Raw genomic sequence first — 21,719 nt, 5'->3', positions numbered from 1 at the left:
CAGATTATTTTTATGAACGGACAGAGGCACAGAGCGTCCCGCCCGTCAGGCACGGCATAGGAAATGCCGGATGTACCTTGAGACTCAGGGAGAAGGTGCGGCGCGTGCTCTTGCGCTCACGTCATGACCAGACATGGAAGCGCTTGGGGGGATCGCAGAGAAATGACGGGCGAACGCGGCAAGGCGCGACTCGCATACAGAAAGGGGGGTGGCTGGCTCGTTGACGAGACTGATCGCTCTGCCCTTGGAACTGACGTTTGCATACCGCGTGACCAATTGAAACCTCATCTTCCGTTTGAGGGTCAACGACGGGGAACGGCCTGCGCCGGGTGTCAGCGCCAGGGTGGACCCGATCGGCTGCGACTGCGGGGTTGTAGCCCCATGGCAATCATTGACGCGGGGTTTTTGGCCCTGAGCGCCCGGGATAATAACCATGATTTTTGGCAGTGAGGCAAACAAAAAGTTACAAACCCCCAAAGTGTCCGTCAAACGGCACTGCTGCGCGAACCAGACGTCTGTTTAAAACCCAGCGTGCGGTTAAGACTTTTCCCGCCTCCGGGTGCAATACTCAACGCTTGAATCAGACGAATCCTGCTTTCATGACCCTTACTTACCGACGACTGACCCCGACCGATGCAGTGGCTTATCGCGCGTTGATGCTTGAGGCATATGATCGCCACCCGGACGCCTTTACCTCAGATGTGAAAGAGCGTGAAACGCTGCCTGGCGAATGGTGGGAAAACAGGCTGGATAACAGCAATGCGTCGACCGAAGCAGTGTTTGCCGCCGTCGAAGACAACAAACTGCTGGGCGTAGCCGGGTTGTCCGTTGAAACCCGAAACAAGGCCCGGCACAAGTCAACCTTGTTCGGGATGTATGTGCCTCAGGCTCACAGAAACAGAGGCATTGGCTACCAATTGATGTGCAGCGTGCTCGAGCATGCCAGATCCCGTCCTGAGCTTCTGGTCGTACAGCTCACCGTCACGCAGGGTAATGCCGCAGCACAGGGGCTTTATGAGCGCATGGGCTTTGTGACCTTTGGCGTTGAACCACTTGCAGTTGCCGTAGGCAGCCGGTTCGTCTCCAAGGTGCATATGTGGAAGGATTTACGGGAGTAAGTTATCCCCTAGCCATTATCTGCGTTCAGCATCCGAGCGCCTCGGCTGCGTCGGTCAGAGAGTCGACAATAACGTCCCAGTCCTGTTCGGCAGTAAGGTCAGACGTCTGGCCTGGCCCGTGCTCGGACGGGCGTCGGACGAATACAGTCTTGAAGCCATTCGCACGGGCAGCCGCGAGGTCGGAATTATGCGCAGCCACCATGGCGACTGCTTGCGGGGGCAGGCCCACGGCGTCTGCCGATTTCAGGTAGGTCTGCGGCGTTGGTTTGTAAGAGCCCGCTATTTGCGCGCCGACAATCACGTCCCACGGCAAGCCAGCGAACTTTGACAGGTTGAGCACGCCGGCAATATGCCCGTTGGAAAGCGTGCCAATCGAGAACCTGCGCTTGAGCCGCGTGAGGCCGGCGACGGAATCGGGCCATGGATCCAGCCGTTCCCAGGCCTTGTTGAGCTCAATCAGTTCGGTATCCGGAATGCTGCCGAAATCTACCTCGTGCCGTGCCAGCACGGTTTCCAGACTCTCCCGGTTGAGCACGTCAAGTGTCACGAAAGGACGCTCACCCGAGCGAACGCGCTGCATGAAAGGCTGGTAGAGCCCGCGCCATTGATCGGCAAAATCGAGGGGGTCGACGTTCACGCCATGACGCAGCAGAAAGGGCGCGGCGGCGCGTGCCACACCACCTCGCCAATCCACAACAGTGCCGAATACGTCGAACCCGAGAAAGCCTACCTGTTCAAATCTGGCCATATTATCGCTCCGGTAATGTGTATCGTCGCTTATAGTTCTACACAAGCAGTCGCTCGGAGGACAGTCGTTTCCGGGCAGACATTGCCCTCGTTGAAGAGGTAATGAGTGATATCGAAACCGGTCGGCGACTGGCCAATCAACGATGGATGGAGAATTCATGAACTACGTGAAGCTTGGAAACACAGGGCTGGATATTTCCAGACTGTGCCTTGGGTGCATGACCTTCGGCGAACCTGATGCCGGAACGCATCCCTGGACACTGGGCGAAGAAGCAAGCAGACCGATCATCAAGCACGCCGTCGAGCAAGGCATCAACTTTTTTGACACCGCCAACAGCTACTCGGCAGGCACCTCGGAAACCATCGTCGGAAAGTTGCTGAAAGAGTTCACGCGCCGCGACGAAACCGTGATCGCCACCAAGGTGTTCTTCCCGGCAAACATGTGGGAAGGCTCGACAAGGCCCAACGAGAAAGGGCTCTCGCGCAAAGCCATCATGTCCAGTATCGATGCGAGCCTGACGCGGCTCGGCACTGATTATGTCGACCTGTACCAGATTCACCGCTGGGACTATGACACGCCCATCGAGGAAACCATGGAAGCCCTGCACGATGTGGTCAAGGCAGGCAAAGCCCGATACATCGGCGCCTCGTCCATGTATGCGTGGCAGTTCGCCAAGGCCCAGCAGGTCGCAGTCGCGCACGGGTGGAGCAAGTTTGTGTCCATGCAGAATTATCTGAATCTGGTGTATCGCGAAGAAGAACGCGAGATGATCCCGCTGTGTATCGATCAGGGTGTCGGCCTGATGCCCTGGAGCCCGATGGCGCGTGGCAGGCTGACCCGGCCCCATGGGCAGCAGACCGAGCGGACCAGGACCGACATTTCCGGTCAGTCGTTTTACCAGGCGACGGAAAAAGAAGACGGTTGGGTGATCGACGTTGTGGAACAGGTCGCAGCAGAACGGGGTGTGCCGATGGCGCAGGTCGCACTGGCCTGGGTATTGGCCAAACGAGGGGTTTCAGCGCCGATTGTCGGCGCGTCCAAAGCGTCCCAACTGGACGATGCCATCGCCGCACTGGAGCTGGTGCTCAGCGACGAAGAGATCCAACGCCTTGAGGCACCTTATGTACCGCATCTGGTGACCGGATTCGTCTGATCCGCACAGCAGAAACCCGACGCCGGCGAACGTTACAGCGTCGCCGGTAACCTGATGGACCGCAGTCATCCGATAGAACGGTGACCAGCAACGCTTATATTACGAAGACAACATCACAGCACTCGTAACCGTCACACATTTCTGAAATAACACCTGCCTATCTCGCCGCACGCAAATATCTATTGGGCGACCGACCGGCTGCACGGTATTGTCTGACTATTCGCAATGAATGGCCGTTTGCCAGCGCTTGATTCGACTTTATCCACTTCCCCCGCTCGAGTTCCTTCCATGAAAAATCCGGTTTCTCTGGCTACCCGCATCGGCTTGGGGTTTGCCGCGGTCGTTTCACTGCTCATATTGATCACCGCTGTCGGCATTCAGCGGGTTGGCTTCATCGACAGCACCCTGGAAGACGTTGGAGACAATGCCGCAAAGGTGCAACGCTATGCGATCAACTTTCGTGGCAGCGTGCATAACCGGGCGATCGCCCTGCGCGATGCGGTGCTGGTCAACAATGATCAGGACCTCGCGCTCCATCTGGAAGAGATGACCCGGCTGGAAAAGGACTACATCGATTCGGCTGCACCGATGGATCAACTGTTTTCCAGGCCGACCGTAAGTGCCGAAGAGCGGCAACTGCTGCGTGGCATCAAGGAAATCGAACAGCAGACGCTGGGCTCTACCAAAAGCGTCATTGCATTGCGCCGTACCGGTGACATCGCCGGTGCCCAGGCCCTTTTGCTGAGCCAGACCTCGGGGGACTACAGCGAATGGCTGAAGCGCATCAACGCGCTCATCGACCATGAGGAAGCCTCGATCAGGGTTCAGCTGGATAATGTGCAGGCGACCGCCAGCCAGTTCCGTGGCCTGATGCTGCTGGCAACGGCTTTCGCCGTGCTGCTGAGTATCGTGCTGTCGGTTTTCATCATTCGCTTTGTGAAAAAGACGCTTGGCGCGGAGCCTGTAGAGGTTGCGCAGGCCATTCGACGATTGGCGGCCGGCGATCTGCAGCAAACCATCACCACCGCGCATCCCGACAGTGTCATGGGCGTACTGAAAATCGCGTTGACTCGTCTCTCGGAAACCATCACCGAGGTGAGGACGGCTGCCCAGGAGGTCAGCCAGTCATCCACCGTGCTGTCGGCGGCCTCCTCTGCCAACAATACCCAGATCATGGTGCAGACCCGTGAAGCCGAACAGGTGGCGACCGCCATCAGCCAGATGGCCGCCACGGTCAATGAAGTCTCGGGTTATGCAGCACAGGCGGCAGATGCTGCACGTTTGGCAGACAGCGAAGTGGCGACCGGTAACCGACTCGTCGAAGGCACTACCACTGCCATCGAGCAACTGGCGGCCACGCTGACTGAAACAACAAATACTGTGGAGCAGGTGTCCAGGCACAGCGAGCAGATCGAAACGGTGATCGAGGTGATCAACTCGATTGCCTCGCAAACCAATCTGCTGGCGCTTAATGCGGCCATTGAAGCAGCCCGTGCGGGTGAGCACGGCAGAGGCTTTGCGGTCGTCGCCGATGAAGTTCGTTCCCTGGCGAATCGTACCCAGCAGTCGACCCAGGAAATTCAAAACATGATCAGCACGCTGCAAGGCGGTACTGAAACTGCGGCGCAGAACATGCGCGACAGCTGCGAACTGGTCAATCGCGCCGTTGACCAGACACGCAACGCACAAAGTGCTCTGTCCAGAATCAATCAGGAAGTGGGCGCGATCAATCACATGAATGCGCAAATCGCCAGCGCTGCGGTTCAGCAAAGCTCGGTGGCAGAAGACGTTGCCATGAACATCAACAGCATTCACGACTCGACACTCAAGTCCGCCAATGGATCGCAGCAGGTGGCAAGCGCCAGCGAAGAGCTGGCACAGCTTGCAGATCGCCTTACCCGCAAGGTCGCGTTTTTCAACGCAGGCTGACGGTGTGAGCAGGTATTCGGCGATGGATGCTGCATCGCCGGATACCTCATTAGCGGCAAATCAGTCTGTGCAAATGACCGACCTGGAGCTACGTATCGCCAGCGCAACGGTGAACATGGACAGCGCGGCACATACCGCACCGATGACTATGGCGGCGGTAAAGCCGGCCCGACCGGACACCACGCCGCCGATGAACGCCCCACCGCCAATTGACAGATTCACCACACAGACCAGTAACGCCTGAACACCCTCCACGCGGTCATTGGAGGCCTCGAAACACCAGATCTGCGTGGTGATGGGGATCATCCCGAAAGCGAACCCCCAGACCAGAATCACCGGCCATAGCAGCCACGGGTTGCTGACAAACATCAGCAATGCGGTCAACGATCCCAGCATCAGTAGGGTCATGATCAGCACCGAGGACGGCGCGCTTCTGGCTGCCAGGGCTCCCCCGGCCAGATTCCCTGCCACCGCTGCCAGACCGAAGGCGAAGAGCAATGCTCCCAGGGCCTGCCCCTGGATATGCGCGAACTCCTGCACGAAGGGCGCGAGGTAGGTGTAAGCCGCGAAGTGCCCGACGTAGATCAACAGTGCGGCGGCGAACATACGACGAATGCGTTGCTTGCCAGCCAGCGACAGCATCTGACTGATGCCGGCAGAGCGCTCGCCCGGTAACGCCGGTAAAAACGCTGCGATCAACAGCCCTATCGCAACCGTGACCACTGCCGCTGTTTCAAATGCCGCCCGCCAGCCGAAGGCTTCACCGATCAACGTGCCAGCCGGAATACCGGCAACAGTGCCGATCGAGACGCCCGCCAGCACATACGCGGTGGCCTTTACGCCCTCCTTGCCGGGCCTCAAACGAGGCCCGAGCGAACCGGCAATCGTCCAGAAACCTCCCAGTGCGAAGCCAAGCAGGACCCGGCCGGCAAGCGTCAGCCAGAAGTGCGTCGACAGCGCCACGATCAGGTTGGACGCCAGCAATATCGACAGCAGCCCCAGCAGCAGGCGCTTGCGATCAACATGACTGAACAGAGCGATACAGGAAGGTGCTGAAATGGCCGCGAGGATGCCGGGGACAGCCATCATCAAGCCCGCTTGGCTGATGCTGGTTCCCAGGTCACGAGCAATATCGGGCAGCAGCCCGACAGGGAGAAATTCAGTAGTGACGGTAGCGAATGATCCAAGGGATACACTGCCTACAGCCCACCATGAAGCGGGTTTTATTACGAGGTTTCCAGCAGTTTCAAAACGACTCACAGCGGTTCCAGAATTCGGTGATGTCAGCAGCTGACCCGTCGGGCCAGCGCGTGGATGCGCGTAACCCTACCGTGTAAAGCGTTGACGAAGCCACCTTGCGAGAGAAATTCTGTGTCAACGACCCGCGATAATTTCTGCGGAAACTGGCTATCAGGCCGATGCTCTGCGTCGAGGTTTCGTCGGTGACGCAGAGCGTCACGAAAGGCGTTCCCATGCAGAGCATGGGAACGCTCACTCAGGCAGTCGTGACCTACTTGTTGCGGGTCACTCTCCAGACGGTGTTGGCCAGGTCGTCGGCGATGATGAGCGCGCCCTTCGGATCAACCGTCACGCCTACCGGCCGCCCGCGAGTCTTGCCATCAGCACCACGGAAACCCGTTGCGAAGTCCACCGGTTCACCCGCAGGACGTCCATTGCTGAACGGCACAAAGATGACCTTGTAGCCAACCGGATTATCGCGGTTCCAGCTGCCGTGCTCGCCAACGAAGACGCCGTCAGCGAACTTGTCACCCATGGCCGGGATGGAGAAATCCACACCCAGGGCGGCAACGTGCGAACCCAGGCTGTAATCCGGCTTGATCGCCGCAGCGACCTTGGCCGGGTTCTGTGGCTGGGCACGCGTGTCTACGTTCTGGCCCCAATAGCTATACGGCCAGCCATAGAACGCGCCCTCCTTCACCGAGGTCAGGTAATCGGGAACCAGGTCCGGGCCCAACTCGTCACGCTCATTGACCACCGTCCACAACTGCCCGGTACCCGGCTGAATCGTCAACGCGGTCGGGTTACGCAGACCGGTCGCATAAGGCTTGTGGGCACCGGTTGCGGCGTCGATCTGCCAGACCATCGCGCGATCGATTTCGACTTCCATGCCACGCTCGGTCACGTTGCTATTCGAGCCGTTGCCAACATACAGGGAGCGACCATCAGGGCTGACAGTCATTGCCTTGGTCCAGTGGTGGTTGATCGCCGAAGGCAGATCGGTAACCTTGACCGGCTCACCGCTGGCCTTGGTCTGACCGTCCTGATAATCGAAGCGAACCAGCGCGTCCTGATTGGCCACGTACAGCTTGCCATCGGCAAACGCCAAGCCATAAGGAGCATTGAGGTTTTCGGCAAAGACTGTCTTCAGCTCGTACTTGCCGTCACCGTCCGCGTCGCGCAGCAAGGTCAGGCGATTGCCGCCTTTGACCTTGGTATTGCCCTGGGCTTTGATGACGCTGGCAATCACATCCTTGGGCTTGAGCTTGGCAGCACTGCCGCCGCGACCTTCGGCGATGAGGATGTCGCCGTTCGGCAACACGAGGGACTGGCGCGGAATGCTCAAGTCGGTGGCAATCGCAGTGATGCTGAACCCCTCGGGTACGGTCGGCTTTTGATCGCCCCATGCAACGGGCTCGGCAATCTTCATGCTCGGCAACAGGCCACGTTGCGGTTCCGGTAGTTTCGGGTCCGGCCCGCGTGCCTGGGTACTGTCCGCTTCGCCACCACAGGCGCTCAGCAGCAGCGCCATGCTCAATACTGTCAGTGCGTGAGAGTGCTTCATTCTGCACCTCCCGAACGCAGGCTGGTCAGCCCTGTCCATGTCGCAACACCGGCCAGTACGGTCACGATAACCGACAGGATCAAGCCAGACGGCATGACCGCCCAAGCGTCTTTAGCATGCTCGAAAGCATTGACCAGACCCAGCACCCAGGTGACCAGCAACAACAGAAAGTACACCACGGGACGACCGGCCTTGTGATCCGCACGCACTAGATTGACCAGCGCGAACAGCAACGCCAGCCCGCAGAACAGCAAGCCTCCGGCAATCAGCCAGGCGGCAAAGTTGCTCCACTGAATCTGAAAGGTCTGGTAGTAGGCGATGTCGCTCAGCAATCCGCCAAGAAACAGAGGAACGGTTCCTGCAAGCAAGGTCGCGTGTAGCGGGCCTGGCGTATATCGGTAGACGGGATGGGTGGTTACGGTCATGACGGCTCCTTTTCGTTCGGCGACCCTGGATCAATGCTCAGTGCGAATGCACTCGCCTGTCGGGGTCGCGCTGAATGCGCATAGAAAAGGATCATGCTGGCGAAGCGATAGTTCAGCACTTTTCATTTCGAAATATTTTGAAAACGCTACTGGCTTGCAGTGCGCTTGTTTCGCCGGCAACGCTCAGAGCAATAAAGCACCTCATCCCAGCAGCGCGCCCACTTCTTGCGCCAGGTAAACGGCAGCCCGCAGACCACACAGGTTTTGACCGGCAGTTCACTCTTTTTCAAAGTGCCTCTCCGGCATCGAGCCTGGCCAGCAATGCCTCGCCTCGCTCCCACAGCGCCTGCTGTTTGGGTTCAGCCATGCGATCAAGGTTCTTGTAAATAATGCCCATACGCTGGTTGCGCCGCAAAAGATCGCCATGGCGCATCAGAAAATGCCAGTAGAGCGCATTGAACGGGCAGGCATCGTCAGTCGTGCTTTCAGTGACCTTGTAAGCGCAGCCACGGCAGTAGTCAGACATGCGCTTGATGTACTGGCCGCTGGCGCAGTAGGGCTTGGAGCCCAGATAGCCGCCATCGGCGTGCATGACCATGCCCAGCGTATTGGGCAGCTCGACCCAGTCGAAAGCGTCCATGTAAATCGCCAGATACCACTCGCAGATCTGGTTCGGCACGATACCGGCAAGCAGCGCAAAGTTGCCGGTCACCATCAGGCGCTGAATATGATGGGCATAGGCATGCTTGAGGCTCTGGCCGATCGCCTGACTCATGCAGTTCATCATCGTTTCGCCGGTCCAGTAAAACTCCGGCAGCGGCCTGCTGTTACCGAACAGGTTGCCATCGGCATACTCGGGCATTTTCAGCCAGTAAACGCCACGCACATATTCCCGCCAGCCGATCAATTGGCGAATGAAACCTTCGGCGGCATTCAGCGCTACCCTGCCCGACCAGTACGCGGACTCAACGTCACTGCAGATCTGGCGCAGATCCAGCAGGCCGATGTTCAGCGCAGCGCTGATCCGCGCGTGAAACAGAAACGGCTCATCAGTGGCCATTGCGTCCTGATAATCGCCGAAACCGGCCAGCCCGAAATCGAGAAAGTAGTCCCACAGCGCCTGAGCATCGACATGCGTCACCGGGTAATCGAAATCATCCAGCGAACCGTAATGACTGGCAAAACGTTCAGCTACCAGTGTCAGCACGTCGCGAGTGATCCCGTCTGCCGAGAAGCGCATCGGGTAAGGCGCAGCGACGCCCTTGGGCAGCGCCTTGCGGTTTTCCGCATCAAAATTCCAGGCACCGCCCACCGGTGTGCCATCGCCATTCAACAGCAACCGGCTCTTGCGCCGCATCTCCCGGTAGAAGAACTCCATGCGCAACTGCTTTTTACCCTGCGCCCACGACGAAAATTCTTCGCGGGAACAGAGAAAGCGCGTATCGGCATACCATTGAATCGGCAACCCGCTGTCCTTGATCGACTGCTCCAGCCGCCAGTCACCGCACTCGGTGACGTGCAGCTCTTTGGCTTGCAGCAGGGCCTGCCAGCGCCGCAACTCACCCGGCACTGAGCCTGTGTTCTGCGGATCGTCGAGCGTGACGTACTGCACCCGAACGCCGCGCTCACGCAGCGCCTCGGCAAAATGACGCATGGCGCTGAAGATCAGCACGATTTTCTGCGGATGATGCGGCACATGGCTCGCCTCCTCCATCACTTCGACCAGCAGGACCGTATCGCGCTCTGGGTTCAGGTCTTTCAGGGACGCGAGTTCGAAGGAAAGCTGATCGCCGAGGACAAGGTGGAGACGAGGGGCTTGGGTCAATGGAAGAGGCTCCGCATGGCGTCTGCAAGGATCTGAAAAGCTGTGGCGTCAGGCTGCAGCCAGCACATCAGGTCCAGCTATCCGATGCTCCGCAGCCATAAAACTTGTACCAATGTAATTTCATGTACAAGATTTTCATAGCGTTTTTCGATGAGTTACCTGTGATGGTTGTCGCAGGTACAGCTGCGATGGCCGAGTGGTGTCCTGCCAACTGGCAGGCACCTACACGATCAATGCCAGGCCACCGGCCCGAATCAAACCGACTGGTAACCCGCCAGCCCCGCCACCCGTTCAACCCACCGCAAAACACTCGGATACGCCCCCAGCTCCACACCGCCTTCCGGTGCCAGCACCACATACGGATAAACCGCACACTCGGCAATCGTAGGCCGCCCCATTGCCAGCCAGTCATGCTGTTCAAGGTGTTTGTCGAGTAGCCCCAACACAACAGACGATTTCTGCAGGGCCTCGGCCTTGTTCAGCGCAGCGCCGAATTTCTGCACCAGTCGCGCCGCGCAAAGGCTGTGCTGGATCTCGTTGCCGGCGAACGACAGCCATTGGGCGATTTCGGCCTGGCCTTGAGGGTGAGCGGGCCACCACGCCAGGCCGCCATATTCGCCAGCGAGGTAAATCAGAATGGCCTGCGAGTCGCGCAGGACGACCGGACCATCTTGTAGAACAGGTAATTCGCCCAGAGGATTGAGGTCAGACAGTGGTGGCTTTTTATGCTCGCCGTTCAGAAAGTCCACCGCGACCACTTCAAGCTCGATATGGGCCAGGGCAGCGAACAGGCGGACTTTGTAGCAGTTGCCGGAGGCTTGCAGATCGTACAGTTTCATTGTGTGTCTCCATCGACGAGTTGATTGAATTCCAGAACGTTGCCATCGGGGTCGCGGATGAACAGTGCAATTCGTCGCGGGCCGATGGGGTGCGGCCCTTCAGTGACGACAATTCCCTGCGCGTCGAGCCAGCGCTCTAGCGCCTGCAAGTCATCGACGATAAACGCCGGGTGCGTCATGCCGGGTAGTTTCAGCGGGGCATCCAGCAACACGTTGTGAGCACGGGGCACGCGAACGCCATTGAAGATCAGGTTGATGCGCACGCCGTCCGGGCTGAGCATCTCGTTGGCTTCGTAACGTGGAAAACGCGCACTCTCGACAAAACCAAGGGCCTGATAGAAGGCCAGTGCGCGGTTTTGGTCGCTGACGCGAATACCGATGTGGTCGTATGCGAGAATCCGGGCGGGGTTGGGTTGCAGACTCATGAGGTTGAAACTCCGGTTGGAAGCAGTTTCGCAAGTGTCGGCCACGGCAGCGTTTTCACCTATGCTGCGGACCTGACAAGACCTATGCACTAATCGCACAAATCAGAAGGTGGCAATGGACAGGCTCAAGGCAATGGCCAATTTCGCGCGGATCGTCGACAGCGGCAGTCTGAGTTCGGCGGCGGATGTCACCGGGCAATCGGTTGCGTCGCTGGTCCGCTCCCTGGCCGCTCTGGAAAGTCATCTGGGCGTACGCCTGTTGAACCGCAGCACGCGGCGCATGGCTCTGACCGATGAGGGCGAGGAGTATTTGCGCTGGACCCGGCGCATGCTCGCGGACTTCGATGATATGGAACAGCGCCTTGATGGCCGCGACGGCATCGTGCGGGGCTTGCTTCGGGTGACGGCACCTGTCGAGTTCGGGCAGCGTTATATCGCTCCGCTGGTAAACGCCTTTCTCAGCGAGCATCAGGACATCAACGTCGAGCTGAACCTCAATGACCAGATCGTGCCTCTGCTCGACGAGCGCCTTGATCTGGCGTTGCGCATCGGCCATCTCCCGGACTCGGCGATGGTCGCGCGCAGGATCGGGGCGACCCGGCTGGTGAGCTGCGCAAGCCCGGGCTACCTGCGCACCGCCCCGCTGCTGGACACCCCGAAATCCCTGCCTGAGCACGCGTGCATTACGCTGGCTTCGCACGGCCGGCAGTGGTACTTCCGGCATCAGGGTAAAGAGTTGATACAGGACATCACACCCAGACTGGTCTGTAATCAGGTCCGCGCCGCCAGCCTGGCCTGCATACAGGGTCTGGGCGTGACCCGGCTGATACATTACCAGGTTGCAGATGAACTGGCTGACGGTCGCCTGATCAGGGTACTCAATAACTTCGAAACGGCAGATCTGCCGATTCAACTGGTTTATCCGCACGCCTTGCAGCTCTCGCCACGGGTCAAGGCATTCGTCGAATGGGCAATTCCACAGCTGGAAAAATGCCTGCCTGATCCCTCTCTTCAAGACCGATAGCGCTGCCAAAAGCTCATCTGATGTACGGCACAGAGGCACCTGTGCTCGCAGTGGAAATGTGAAAATTTTGTTAACTATTTGTTCGCAATGTCTTTTTCTGACAGAAACAACCTGCCACAATAATGCGAAAAGTTATCAACATTATTATCATTCAGCCAAGGACGGCTTCAGGGAGTGTCGGGTTCATGCCGGGCCAGCAATCGCAAAGCCGTTTTCTTTTTACCCCTGCCCTGCTGACAATGGGCATCTGGATCGCAACTTCTCAGGCTGCCTACGGCGCTGAAACGCAAGCCACAGAAGCGTCATCGGCGACGACAATGGAGCTGGGCGCGACGCAAATCAGCAGCGACCAACTTGGCTCTACTACCGAAGACAGTCAGTCCTACACCACGGGCCCGATGCAGACAGCGACCAAATTGCCGCTGACCATCCGCGAAACCCCGCAGGCTGTGACCGTCGTCACTCGTCAGCGCATGGACGACCAGGCCATGACCAGCATCAACGACGTGGGGAAATACACCCCAGGTCTGTTTTTGGACCAGTCCAGCGGACCGGGTCGGCAAACCTATACCTCTCGCGGTTTCGACATCGACAACATCATGTACGACGGCCTGCCCGCCTCATACTCGGGCTACACGGCAGGCGTTCAGCCCAACCTGGCCATGTTCGATCATGTCGAGGTGATCAGAGGCGCTACAGGCCTGGCGACAGGGTCTGGCAACCCTTCAGCGGCGATCAATATGGTGCGCAAACGCCCTACCGCCGTTCCACAGGTCACCCTCACCGGCACGGTCGGGAGCTGGGACGACTACCGCGGCGTATTCGATGCCTCCGGACCACTGAACGATAGCCGCACGGTACGCGGCCGAATAGTCGGTTCCTACCAGGATGCCAACAGTTTCCGCGACAAGGAAAAAAGCGATCACGGCGTTTTCTACGGGGTTGTGGAGGCCGATCTGAACGATGCGACGACCGCCACTCTGGGCTTGTCTCGTCAGGAAGATCAGACCAATTACTTCTGGGGCGGCCTCCCACTCGGCACTGACGGCCATCACCTGAACCTGCCGCGTTCGACCTATTCCGGCTCGGATTGGGAAAACAAGAAAATCCGCATAGACACCGTGTTCGGTGAGCTGGAGCACCGTTTCGACAACGACTGGAAACTACGCGTAGCAGGCTCGAGCTCGTCGCTGGACGGCCTGTTTTCAGGCACTTACCTGTCGCGCTACAACGGCCCGCTGGAAACGACGGCCTATCAGTCCAAGCCTGAGGAGCAGCAGACTGCGTTCGATGTCTACGCCAGCGGACCGGTCGAAGCGTTTGGGCGCACCCATGAAGTGGTGGTCGGCACCAGCAGGCGCGTGTACGACAAGACCAGCAAGGAATACAGCCCCTACGACACAGGACTGCCGATTGGCGCGCCGAAGCCGGACTTCGTCCGCGATGGCAAGACGCATAGCATCGCCACTCAGGACGCGATTTACCTCACTACACGTCTGAGCCTGGCCGACCCGCTGACCCTGATCCTCGGCGGCCGTCTGGACTGGTACGACTACGACGATCGCTCTGGCGATGAAGACTACAAGGTCACCCGCAATCTGACCCGCTACGCGGGGCTGATCTACAAGCTGGATGAACATCATTCCCTGTACACCAGCTACACCGATGTCTTCCAGCCACAGAGCGCGCAAAGCTTGTCTGGCAAGGTGCTAGACCCCGTCGTGGGCGAAAACTATGAAGTCGGCATCAAGGGCGAATATTTCAACGGCGCCCTCAATGCCAGCCTGGCAGTGTTCCGGATCGACCAGAAAAACCTCAAGACCGAGTCACCGACCCAAGCGGGCTGCGCGGTCCTGACCTGTTACGACGCAGCCGGTCTGGTACGCAGTCAGGGCATCGAGATAGAACTGCAAGGCGCGCTGACCGAGAACTGGCAAGTCGGCGCAGGCTACACCTATGCCCGCACCCACTACCTCAAGGACACCGATCCGGCGAACAAGAACCAGCAATTCAACACCGACACACCTGAGCACCTGTTCAAGGTATCGACCGTCTACCGCCTGCAAGGCGCACTGGAAAAGATGCGCGTCGGCGGCAACGTCTACTGGCAGAGCCGCATGTACAACGACATCGCGCTCACCGATGGAAGCTATCGCCTGGAACAAGGCAGCTACGCCGTCGCAGACTTGATGGCGGGGTATCAGGTGAGCAAGAACCTCGACTTGCAACTGAACGCCAACAACATCTTTGACCGCACCTACTACACGGCGATTGGCGCAAGCTCGGTATGGGGCTCCACCGACGTCTACGGCAACCCGCGCAGCTATGCGTTGACGGCCAAGTACAGCTTTTGAGCAAACAAGATTGCTATGTTTTGCAGCCTGCTCATAAAAATTAATGGTCGGTCATTAAATATTGTGAGGACCCGCTAACTGAAGAGCCTTGAGGGATTTCGCCGAAGTTTACGAAATCCCTCATATAGGCGCTGGTAACGACCACTGCCTTGGGCGAACCAGCTTTTGATAGTGTTCTTGTCGATGCTGCTCACAGGACTGAGCACCCTGTCGATGCCAGAAGCATTTACAGCGATATCCGTTGCTTGAATACTGGCGCCGAAACCCATCAACCCGCTCAGGCAATTCTTACTACTGCAGTGACCCTAAAAACAACGCGCCTCCGAAACATTCTTAATCGTTGCCTGATTCACTCAAATTCTTACTTGATAATTTATTTAAAGCCAACGATATAAAACACACTATCAATAGTCCTATACCGTGAAGCCGAAGCGCTGATATCAAAGCTCTCTTCGACCGCTGGCGCGTCATTTCATGTGTCAGCACCTCTTCACCATTTACAATTATACTGGCTACTTTGTTACCTTTTTTATTTGAAAAAATGCTTTGCCTGTACCATTGTATGGTTGTCGGCATACCGATTGACCCGCGACTTCTCACGTCATCCAAACAATTGCTATAACCGATCATTCCAAGCGAACATGTGAACAGCCGTTCTGAATCAGGCCCCGCAAGACTTATAAATGTGTCCCTCCCTACACTCACCGTTGAATAAGTACCCGATGAAACCTCAAACTTCAAGGGTACAAGCGTAGATACATATTTATCACTTACAATCAAGATCGCAATGAACAAATATAAGCATGGCATTACTAATATCGACTTATACTTCCCAAACCTTTCAGATTTTTCCGCTGATGCACACATGAAACCTCCCTGTTGCTTAAAAACGTGCATCTAGGAGGGTGTAGACAAAATCATGTAGTGAGTCGGCGCGCGAGTATTCGAGCCTCGGCCAACCAAACCCATGCCTCGCTTACCGCAAAAAGGCAATCATGATGCATGATCAGTCGCCGAGCTCTCTCATTCCAGGCATGAGTTCGCTCCACTACCCATCGCTTGGGCATGACCACAAATCCAGTCTGAACAGGCTCCACGGAAAATAGATCGCCTTGTTCAGAGTGCCATTGCCCTGTTCTTCTGTTATTCGGGCCACGGATCACTTGAACATCGATAGCGTGCAGTTGATGGGTGCGCTGTGCCCATTTTCCTGCGTACGCACTATCAACAAAAAGCGTGCTCAGTGACGGATATTTTTCCTTCGAGTACGCCACCGCATCATCCGCCGCGTCACGATCCTGCACGCTTGCAGCACTGATACTGACAGCCAGCAGCAGGCCCAATGTATCGACAATCAGACTTCGTTTACGCCCCTTCACTTTTTTGCCTGCGTCGTAGCCGCTGTCACCGCCTTGAGGAGAACTGCGGGTCGACTGTGAATCCAGGATCGCTGCTGACGGGCTGTCAGCGCGTTCTTCCCGCTCACGCCATTGAGCTCGCAAGCGATCATGCATTTGCTCGAACTTGCCTTGAGCGCTCCACCGGCGGAACGTTTTGTAGACATTGTCCCAATGAGGAAAATCGCGGGGTAGCATTCGCCATGAGCACCCCGTGCGTACGACATAGCAACAGGCTTCCAGCAACGTGCGCCGAGAGTGAAGCGGTGGCACTCCTCGTCCGCCCTGGCTTTCAAACAGGTCGGCGACCAGTGCCCACTCGGTATCTGTCAAGCAACTCGGATATAGCTGCTCCGGCAGTTGGCGGCGGTGGGTTTCATTGTAGCCATAGGCTTTATTAGGTTCAGGTGACTGAAAACTTCCCTTGGCCCGCTGCTTTACACGCGTAATCCCTGCCATTTTCAACGCTTTTGCAAAGGTGTCGGGATGCGCAGTGATACCGGTTTCGGCGAAGAATACGAGCGCCAATTCGGCCTGGCTGGAATAGGGCTGTGCATGAGCGAGTTTCACCAGCACGGGATAGTGCTCGGCGGCAATCGAGCGAGGACGTCCGGTTTTAGGCATGGCTTGAGGGCTATTCAGACAAGGGAGTGAAAGTTTAATTTATTTTGTCTACACCCTCCTAGGTTATCAATTGCACACCTCACGCCTCACACCCCAAACACCTTCGCCATACCGCCCACCCCTTTGGCCGTCAGCTTCAGTGCTCTGGAGTCCAGATGGCGGCTTACCCAGCCGCGCGTGAGCATCAGCTCCAGCAGCGCCGCCCCCAGAGCGCCACCAATGTGCGGGGCGCGTTCGCTCCAATCCAGACAGGCGTAGGCCAGACGTCTGCGTTGCTGACGTACTGCGTCCACATCGATGCCCAGCGCATTCAGTGATTCGACACCCCGCTCACTGATCACATAGTCCTTGCCCTGCTCATTTAACCAGCCGGCCTTCAGTAAGGCGTCGTGCAACTTGACGGCGACTTCACCGGCGCAGTGGTCGTAACAGGTTCGAGCCTGTCTCAAGGCCGAAGGCGTGTTGGGTTTGAAGGGCGCAGCGCTGTGTTGAGTCAGTAACAGCAAGGCTTCCAGCGCTTGCGCCACCTGCGCATTGGTCAGTCGATAGTAACGATGCCGGCCCTGTACGAGCATTTCCACCAGCCCCTGCTCACGCAAACGCGCGAAATGGCCGCTGGCACTCGATGCGCCTATATCGGCCAGCGCCGCCAGCTCGGTCGCGGTTCGTGCGCGCCCGTCCAGTAGCGCGCAAAGCATTCGGGATCGTGCTGGGTCAGCAATGGCACCCGCCACTGCCGCCAGCGAGAGGTCTGCGGCTTCAACATCCATAGTTCAGCCATCCCTGAAGTTTTCTCGTAGGCGGTCATCATACTGCTGCCAAACCACTTGAAGGGATTCACCTATGCATCAATCGAGTTTTTTTGGCAGAAAAGTCGTCGCTGCTACATTTCTGATGGCTGTGTTTGGCTGGGGCATAGGCTTTTACGGTCCGCCGATATTCATGTATGCCGTGATTCATAGAACCGGCTGGTCGACCGCGCTGTGCTCGGCTGCGGTCACGGTACATTTTCTGGCAGGTACGTTGGTCGTGGTCAACCTGCCTGTGTTGTACAAAAGGTATGGCCTCCCGTGGATTACGGTTTCAGGGGCGGCAACCCTTGCTGTCGGTGTGTACGGCTGGTCGATCGCCAATCAGCCCTGGCAATTGTTCATCGCCGCGGCGCTGAGCGGATTCGGTTGGGTAACCATGGGCGCGGCAGCGGTCAACGCTACCATCTCGCCATGGTTTGTCAGCAAGCGCCCTGGCGCATTGGCGATGGCCTATAACGGCGCGAGCATCGGCGGTGTAGTCTTTTCATCGGGCTGGGTGTACCTGATCGACCGGTTCGGGTTCAGCCTTGCTGCGGTCGTGGTGGGTGTGCTTTCAACAGGTGTGATCGCGCTCCTCGCTTTCGGTGTGTTCCGCTTCAGGCCTGAACATCTGGGTCAGCAGCCCGACGGCATTCTGCAGATAACCACTGACCTGCCTCCATTCCAGGACACTGCGCCCTTAACGTTACGGAGTAACCGACCATTCCTTACGCTGGCGGCAGCCATGTCGCTCGGGCTGTTTGCGCAGATCGGCCTGATCAGCCAATTATTCCTGCTGCTGTATTGATCACGTCACACAGCAGACCGCAGGTATGGCCATGGGTGTCGCTACCTGCAGCGCTATCTTCGGCAGATTTCTGTCCAGCAGGCTATTAGCGCCAGGCACCTGTCGACGCCACGTCGCCTGCCTGAGTTACGCCTGCCAGTGCCTGGGCTGTGTGGTGCTGATGTTTATAGGCACAAGCCCTGCCCTGTTATGTGCCGGCATGATTCTTTTCGGTGTGGGTATCGGCAATGCGACATCACTGCCTCCGCTAATTGCCCAAGCGGAATTTCCCAGGCATCAGGTTGCGCGCGTGGTGACGTTGATCGTCGCCATAGCTCAAGACTGCTACGCCTTTGCGCCAGCACTCTTCGGTGGTGTCCGGACTTTATTCAACGGGCCTGACAGCGACCTGATAGCGCTGGCACTTGCTGCCAGTATTCAGGCGGCAGCGATACTTGTCCTCATCAGCACGCGGCCACATGGAAAACCGTAGTCAATGTCAAAAACAGAGTGAGCACTCTGCTTTAAAAAAAGAATATTAATTTCTATAAAATAGTAAAAAACACTAATTTATTGCCGTAAATATGAATTTTATGGGATTAAATCAAAGTTAAATCCGTATAGTTGATACCTGAATTTACATACCATCAAATATATAAAATTGTATTCGTGTATTTTACCGTTCAGCAATTTTCTGCTTGTCACGCACGTTTTGAAGAACCTGTCGGCCGCCCCGAGCTGCCGACTTGCCTGTCTGCCTGTTTCATATTTCTATTTGGAGACTCTCCCGATGGCCAGCCCCCTGCTGCCTGTTGTTGCCACTTTACTGATGTCCCTTGCCGCCCTGCCGGTGTCTGCCGCTGACAGGCAGAACCCGCTGCCATCCACGTCGAGCGAGCGCCGCGCAGAGGTCGACGCTCAGCGTGAGCAGATCACCGGTGCCGACGCTGCCGTACAGAAAACGCCCAATGGCGCGCAAACGGTGGTGGATGCGCCGATCGACACTGCTGACGCCCCTGCCGGCAGTGAAGACCACTGAGTGACCCAATGACTGCAACCGATCAACCTATGAATGACGTAAGGAATAACTCCGTGTCCATGATCAAACAAGGCCTGGGCCTGAGCCTGCTGGCGCTCGGTATCGCCCAGGCAGGCAGCGTGTTCGCTGTGACGCCGATGACAGGCAATGAAGTCGAAGCGCGCGTAGGCGCAATGCTGGACAACATGACGCAATCGGAAAAAATCAATTTCTCGCGCGTTGACGACGGCCGGATGATTCCGAAGCTGGACAAGTTCAACCTGCAGGGTACGGTCGCCTACGATTCGGCAATGGGCGTGCTGGTTGGCGGCAAGACGTTCGGTGCGCAGTACCCTTCCCCGTCAGCACTCGCAGCCACCTGGAGCATCAACCGGGCCAAGGAATTCGGTCTGGCTATCGGCTACGAAACCCGCATAGCAGGTGGGCAGCAAATGCTCTCGCCAGCCATCAACCTCTACCGTACGCCTTTCAACGGGCGAGCGGCTGAGTACATGAGCGGCGAAGACCCGTTTCTCGGTGCCGTACTGGCGCCTGCCGTGACCAACGGCATTCAGGTGCAAGGCGTCCAGGCGGCCGCCAAGCACTACCTGATGAACGAGCAGGAAGCGAACCGTCATTATCTGGATGTGAAGATTGACGAGCGAGCGATGCAAGAGCTGTATCTGCCTGGCTTCGAGTCACTGGTCAAGAACGCCAATATCGCCTCGATCATGTGCGGCTACAACAAGATCAACGGCGAATATGCGTGTGAAAACCACCACCTCATCACCGACATCCTGAAAGGCCAATGGGGTTTTCAAGGTAACGTCATGAGCGATTTCAACTCGGTTCAGGACGCCTTCAAAGGCGCCTGGGCGGGTACCGATATCGACATGCCCAGCGGCCTTCAGTTTACTGAAGCCAAACTGCTGCCTTATGTCTGGAATGGTCAACTGCATCAGAACGTGATTGATGACAAGGTGCGCAGAAACCTGAGAGCACTGGTCAGCTATGGTTTTGACAAGGGAATCAACAAGGCGCAACCGCTGGAGCACCGTGAATACGGGCAACTGGCCGCATTGAACGTGGCCAGAGAGTCGATAGTCCTGCTGCGCAACCAGCCGGTAGACGGAAACAAGCCTCTGCTGCCACTGTCCAGAAACGCAAAGATAGCGGTCATTGGTGATCTGGCCATGCAGACGCCGACCGCGCCGTTTGGTACGGCTTATTCGGCGCCCGCAAGCTATGTCACTGAACTGAGCGGCCTCAAGCAACTGGCGTCGAATACATCCAACGTGGAATACCTTTCACAGATGAGCCTGAACCCGAAGTCGTCGGTCTGGTACCGAGTACGACGTGCGCCTGGAATATCGCCGGCTTAAAGGCAACTTCACTCCGGTACTGGGCGGCATGAACGGTGTGCAGATGAGCTGGGCATCGTTGCGTCCACCGAAGAACCTGGGGGATTACGACGCTGTCGTGGTAGCCGCCGGCAATAACTTCGAATACGAGGGTGAGTCGCTTGATCGGCCGTTCGAACTGCCGCAATTCCAGTCCGAGTTGATCAGCTTCATTCAGAAAGCCAACCCCAAAACCATCGTCGTACTGCACGGTGGCGGTGGTATGGATATGCAGCCCTGGGCTGACAAGGTAGCTGCGTCTCTGCACGCATGGTATCCGGGGCAACAGGGTGGTCAGGCACTGGCCGAAATTCTGTATGGCAAGGTCAATCCGTCGGGCAAGCTTCCGATCACCCTGGACAAGAAGGCGCAGGACAACCCCAGCTATGCTTCCTACTCGAACCCGGTGCCGTACTATTTCAGCAGCGCCAACCCTCCAGTTGAAATGACCTACAGCGAAGGCCTGTACCTGGGCTATCGCGGTTACGACAAGAAGCACACCAAACCGCTCTATCCATTCGGCTTCGGGCTTTCCTATACCACGTACGAGTACAGTGATCTGAAACTGTCGAGCAACGTATTGGCTCCGGGCGCGACCATTCAGGCCTCTTTCAAGGTCACCAATACTGGCGACAAGGCAGGTTTTAAAGTTGCTCAGCTTTATGTGCAGCCATCCAGGCCTCAGGTTGATCGCCCGGAGAAAGAGTTGAAGGGCTTTACCAAGGTTTACCTGAAGCCAGGCGAAAGCAAAACCGTCACGATTGAACTGGACTCGCGTTCTTTCGCTTATTACTCACCCGATTCGGTGAGCTGGAACGTCGACCCTGGCAAGTTCAAGGTCCTGGTGGGCAAGGACTCGGAAAACCTGGCACTCGACCGCACGGTAGTAGCGCTTTATCCGGAGCAACTGACCACACGAGATTCAAACCCCCTTCCAGTCCCCCTGCGCAAGGCAGTACAAGTCAAGGCAGAGCAGGCTTACTAAGCAACAGCCATTCTGAGTAGCGGTAATCGGTGGTCGATGCCACCACCGATTACTCTCATGCGATTGATCGTTGA

16 protein-coding genes and 2 pseudogenes are annotated in these 21,719 nt (G+C 57.3%); 8 read left to right on the top strand and 10 right to left on the bottom strand.

The features are described 5' to 3' along the window. Positions 1-599: 599 nt before the first annotated feature. Positions 600-1,118 (top strand): GNAT family N-acetyltransferase, encoded by a 519-nt coding sequence (locus FFH21_RS09220; RefSeq protein ID WP_004665871.1) that lies wholly within the window; start codon positions 600-602, stop codon positions 1,116-1,118. A 25-nt stretch (positions 1,119-1,143) separates the two neighbouring features. On the opposite strand, the gene FFH21_RS09215 is transcribed toward FFH21_RS09220, so the two are convergent. Continuing rightward, positions 1,144-1,866 carry a haloacid dehalogenase type II gene (locus FFH21_RS09215; RefSeq protein ID WP_011168194.1) on the bottom strand — a complete coding sequence of 241 codons (723 nt, stop codon included), beginning with the start codon at positions 1,864-1,866 and terminating at the stop codon, positions 1,144-1,146. 157 nt (positions 1,867-2,023) lie between these two features. On the opposite strand from FFH21_RS09215, the gene FFH21_RS09210 reads away from it, so the two are divergent. Then, positions 2,024-3,019 (top strand): aldo/keto reductase, encoded by a 996-nt coding sequence (locus FFH21_RS09210; protein WP_004658376.1) that lies wholly within the window; start codon positions 2,024-2,026, stop codon positions 3,017-3,019. Positions 3,020-3,307: 288 nt separating this feature from the next. After that, positions 3,308-4,948, top strand: a complete 1,641-nt coding sequence (locus FFH21_RS09205) for a methyl-accepting chemotaxis protein (RefSeq protein WP_011168193.1) — start codon at positions 3,308-3,310, stop codon at positions 4,946-4,948. A 60-nt stretch (positions 4,949-5,008) separates the two neighbouring features. Here the strand turns inward: FFH21_RS09205 and FFH21_RS09200 are convergent, their stop codons facing one another. The 7 genes from FFH21_RS09200 to FFH21_RS09170 form a co-directional block, all read right to left on the bottom strand. Next, the gene (locus FFH21_RS09200) at positions 5,009-6,208 is read right to left on the bottom strand and encodes an MFS transporter (protein WP_011168192.1); all 1,200 of its coding nucleotides are present in this window, start codon (positions 6,206-6,208) and stop codon (positions 5,009-5,011) included. Positions 6,209-6,458: 250 nt separating this feature from the next. Beyond that, a complete protein-coding gene (locus FFH21_RS09195) occupies positions 6,459-7,751 on the bottom strand; it encodes a sorbosone dehydrogenase family protein (protein ID WP_004665873.1) in 1,293 nt (430 codons plus the stop codon). After that, positions 7,748-8,176 carry a DUF2231 domain-containing protein gene (locus tag FFH21_RS09190; RefSeq protein WP_002552775.1) on the bottom strand — a complete coding sequence of 143 codons (429 nt, stop codon included), beginning with the start codon at positions 8,174-8,176 and terminating at the stop codon, positions 7,748-7,750. The genes FFH21_RS09195 and FFH21_RS09190 overlap by 4 nt, the downstream gene beginning before the upstream one ends. A gap of 146 nt (positions 8,177-8,322) precedes the next feature. Further along, complete coding sequence (locus FFH21_RS09185) at positions 8,323-8,466, bottom strand: DUF2256 domain-containing protein (protein ID WP_004658371.1); 144 nt, start codon at positions 8,464-8,466, stop codon at positions 8,323-8,325. Then, positions 8,463-10,001 carry a cryptochrome/photolyase family protein gene (locus FFH21_RS09180; RefSeq protein WP_011168191.1) on the bottom strand — a complete coding sequence of 513 codons (1,539 nt, stop codon included), beginning with the start codon at positions 9,999-10,001 and terminating at the stop codon, positions 8,463-8,465. Before FFH21_RS09180 ends, FFH21_RS09185 begins: the two co-directional genes overlap by 4 nt. 254 nt (positions 10,002-10,255) lie before the next feature. Next, a complete protein-coding gene (locus FFH21_RS09175) occupies positions 10,256-10,840 on the bottom strand; it encodes a glutathione S-transferase family protein (protein WP_002552773.1) in 585 nt (194 codons plus the stop codon). Continuing rightward, entirely contained in the window at positions 10,837-11,265 is a 429-nt protein-coding gene (locus tag FFH21_RS09170; protein ID WP_005731427.1) for a VOC family protein, read from the bottom strand. Before FFH21_RS09170 ends, FFH21_RS09175 begins: the two co-directional genes overlap by 4 nt. A 115-nt stretch (positions 11,266-11,380) precedes the next feature. Here FFH21_RS09170 and FFH21_RS09165 point away from each other — a divergent pair, with 115 nt between their 5' ends. Together FFH21_RS09165 and FFH21_RS09160 are read left to right on the top strand one after the other, a co-directional pair. Beyond that, positions 11,381-12,289 carry a LysR family transcriptional regulator gene (locus tag FFH21_RS09165; RefSeq protein WP_011168190.1) on the top strand — a complete coding sequence of 303 codons (909 nt, stop codon included), beginning with the start codon at positions 11,381-11,383 and terminating at the stop codon, positions 12,287-12,289. Positions 12,290-12,474: 185 nt separating this feature from the next. After that, a complete protein-coding gene (locus tag FFH21_RS09160) occupies positions 12,475-14,643 on the top strand; it encodes a TonB-dependent siderophore receptor (RefSeq protein ID WP_011168189.1) in 2,169 nt (722 codons plus the stop codon). A gap of 917 nt (positions 14,644-15,560) precedes the next feature. Here FFH21_RS09160 and FFH21_RS09155 read toward each other — a convergent pair. Beyond that, positions 15,561-16,664, bottom strand: a complete 1,104-nt coding sequence (locus FFH21_RS09155) for an IS5-like element ISPsy19 family transposase (RefSeq protein WP_004665003.1) — start codon at positions 16,662-16,664, stop codon at positions 15,561-15,563. 86 nt (positions 16,665-16,750) lie between these two features. Next, positions 16,751-17,434 (bottom strand): helix-turn-helix transcriptional regulator, encoded by a 684-nt coding sequence (locus FFH21_RS09150; RefSeq protein WP_004664385.1) that lies wholly within the window; start codon positions 17,432-17,434, stop codon positions 16,751-16,753. Between the two features lie 73 nt (positions 17,435-17,507). On the opposite strand from FFH21_RS09150, the pseudogene FFH21_RS09145 reads away from it, so the two are divergent. The 3 genes and pseudogenes from FFH21_RS09145 to FFH21_RS09135 all read left to right on the top strand — a co-directional run bounded on the left by FFH21_RS09145 (position 17,508) and on the right by FFH21_RS09135 (position 21,645). Then, a pseudogene (locus FFH21_RS09145) lies at positions 17,508-18,735 on the top strand (MFS transporter). Positions 18,736-19,032: 297 nt separating this feature from the next. Continuing rightward, positions 19,033-19,281, top strand: coding sequence for a hypothetical protein (locus FFH21_RS09140; protein WP_004660712.1), 249 nt, complete (start codon positions 19,033-19,035; stop codon positions 19,279-19,281). Between the two features lie 59 nt (positions 19,282-19,340). Next, a pseudogene (locus FFH21_RS09135) lies at positions 19,341-21,645 on the top strand (glycoside hydrolase family 3 C-terminal domain-containing protein). Positions 21,646-21,719 lie beyond the last annotated feature (74 nt).

Origin of the sequence: Pseudomonas sp. KBS0707, from assembly GCF_005937945.2 — a bacterium.
GTDB lineage: Bacteria > Pseudomonadota > Gammaproteobacteria > Pseudomonadales > Pseudomonadaceae > Aquipseudomonas > Aquipseudomonas amygdali.
This window is presented reverse-complemented; position numbering and strand designations above follow the sequence as displayed.

What these genes read in the sequence shown, in the direction of transcription:
- FFH21_RS09220 (WP_004665871.1), top strand. Translation starts at nt 600, where the DNA reads ATGACCCTTACTTACCGACGACTGACCCCGACCGATGCAGTGGCTTAT.
- FFH21_RS09215 (WP_011168194.1), bottom strand. Translation starts at nt 1,866, where the DNA reads ATGGCCAGATTTGAACAGGTAGGCTTTCTCGGGTTCGACGTATTCGGC.
- FFH21_RS09210 (WP_004658376.1), top strand. Translation starts at nt 2,024, where the DNA reads ATGAACTACGTGAAGCTTGGAAACACAGGGCTGGATATTTCCAGACTG.
- FFH21_RS09205 (WP_011168193.1), top strand. Translation starts at nt 3,308, where the DNA reads ATGAAAAATCCGGTTTCTCTGGCTACCCGCATCGGCTTGGGGTTTGCC.
- FFH21_RS09195 (WP_004665873.1), bottom strand. Translation starts at nt 7,751, where the DNA reads ATGAAGCACTCTCACGCACTGACAGTATTGAGCATGGCGCTGCTGCTG.
- FFH21_RS09190 (WP_002552775.1), bottom strand. Translation starts at nt 8,176, where the DNA reads ATGACCGTAACCACCCATCCCGTCTACCGATATACGCCAGGCCCGCTA.
- FFH21_RS09175 (WP_002552773.1), bottom strand. Translation starts at nt 10,840, where the DNA reads ATGAAACTGTACGATCTGCAAGCCTCCGGCAACTGCTACAAAGTCCGC.
- FFH21_RS09170 (WP_005731427.1), bottom strand. Translation starts at nt 11,265, where the DNA reads ATGAGTCTGCAACCCAACCCCGCCCGGATTCTCGCATACGACCACATC.
- FFH21_RS09165 (WP_011168190.1), top strand. Translation starts at nt 11,381, where the DNA reads ATGGACAGGCTCAAGGCAATGGCCAATTTCGCGCGGATCGTCGACAGC.
- FFH21_RS09160 (WP_011168189.1), top strand. Translation starts at nt 12,475, where the DNA reads ATGCCGGGCCAGCAATCGCAAAGCCGTTTTCTTTTTACCCCTGCCCTG.
- FFH21_RS09155 (WP_004665003.1), bottom strand. Translation starts at nt 16,664, where the DNA reads ATGCCTAAAACCGGACGTCCTCGCTCGATTGCCGCCGAGCACTATCCC.
- FFH21_RS09150 (WP_004664385.1), bottom strand. Translation starts at nt 17,434, where the DNA reads ATGGATGTTGAAGCCGCAGACCTCTCGCTGGCGGCAGTGGCGGGTGCC.
- FFH21_RS09140 (WP_004660712.1), top strand. Translation starts at nt 19,033, where the DNA reads ATGGCCAGCCCCCTGCTGCCTGTTGTTGCCACTTTACTGATGTCCCTT.